This is a genomic window from Flavobacterium aerium (genome assembly GCF_030766725.1).
Classification (GTDB): domain Bacteria; phylum Bacteroidota; class Bacteroidia; order Flavobacteriales; family Flavobacteriaceae; genus Flavobacterium; species Flavobacterium aerium.
In genome coordinates, this window is record NZ_JARQWR010000032.1 from 1 (window position 1) to 1151 (window position 1151).

At 38.4% G+C, this 1151-nt stretch carries 1 protein-coding gene and 1 pseudogene; both read left to right on the forward strand.

What is annotated here, in order from left to right; all coding sequences use genetic code 11:
- Positions 1-880: PorP/SprF family type IX secretion system membrane protein (locus P6733_RS17845; protein WP_306354312.1), on the forward strand; the 880-nt coding region annotated here is incomplete at its 5' end.
- Between the two features lie 11 nt (positions 881-891).
- Positions 892-1151: pseudogene (locus tag P6733_RS17850) on the forward strand (OmpA family protein); the annotation flags it as partial.

Sequence of the window (1151 nt, forward strand, 5' to 3'; positions counted from 1 at the left end):
TTACGCACAACAAGATGCGCAGTACACACAATATATGTATAATACGGTGAATATTAACCCGGCCTATGCAGGTTCACGAGGAGTGATGAGTATCTTCGGTTTACACAGAACCCAATGGGTAGGATTAGATGGAGCTCCGGTAACCAATGCTGCTTCGATTCATGCACCGATTAACAATAGCAATGTAGGATTAGGATTATCCTTAGTAAATGATCGAATTGGCCCCTCCGATGAGAACAATATAGCCGTTGATTTCTCATACACTATTAATACCTCTGAGACCTATAAACTATCATTTGGATTAAAAGCTTCGGCCAATTTACTCAATGTAGATTTCACCAAGTTAAACATCTATGATCCATCAGATCCTCGTTTTCAATACAATATCGATAACAAGTTTTCTCCCAATGTTGGAGCCGGAGTGTACCTTCACTCTGACCACTCCTATATCGGATTATCGGTTCCATATTTATTAGAAACCAAACATTTTGATAAAGGAGCCGGCAATGACTCAGAAAGCTTTGTGGCCAAAGAACGCTTGAATTATTATTTAATAGCAGGATATGTTTTTGATTTAGATTACGATTTAAAATTCAAACCCTCTTTACTGACTAAGATGGTTGAAGGAGCACCTTTACAAGTAGATTTATCAGCAAACTTCCTCTTCAATGACCGTTTCACGGCAGGTGTAGCCTACCGCTGGAGTGCAGCCTTGAGTGGTATGGTAGGATTTCAGGTTACAGACTCTTGGTTCATAGGCTATGCTTACGATGCAGAGACCACCAAACTGGCGAATTATAATTCCGGTTCCCATGAGATTTTCCTACGCTTTGAATTGTTTAAAAACTTTGATAGAATCATTTCACCGCGATTCTTCTAATACCGATTATTATGAAAAGAAAACTATTATTTCTACTGTTATTAAGTATTACCACAGGTTTTGCACAAAAAGCAGAAATCAAAACAGCGGACAAAAAGTACGACCGCTTTGCGTATATCGATGCAATCAAAACCTATGAGAACGTAGCAGAAAATGGTTATAAATCCGTTGATTTATTCCAGAAGCTCGGAAATGCTTACTATTTTAATAGTGAACTCGACAAAGCCAATAAATGGTATACAGAACTCTTTGCTTTAAACCAACCCGTAGC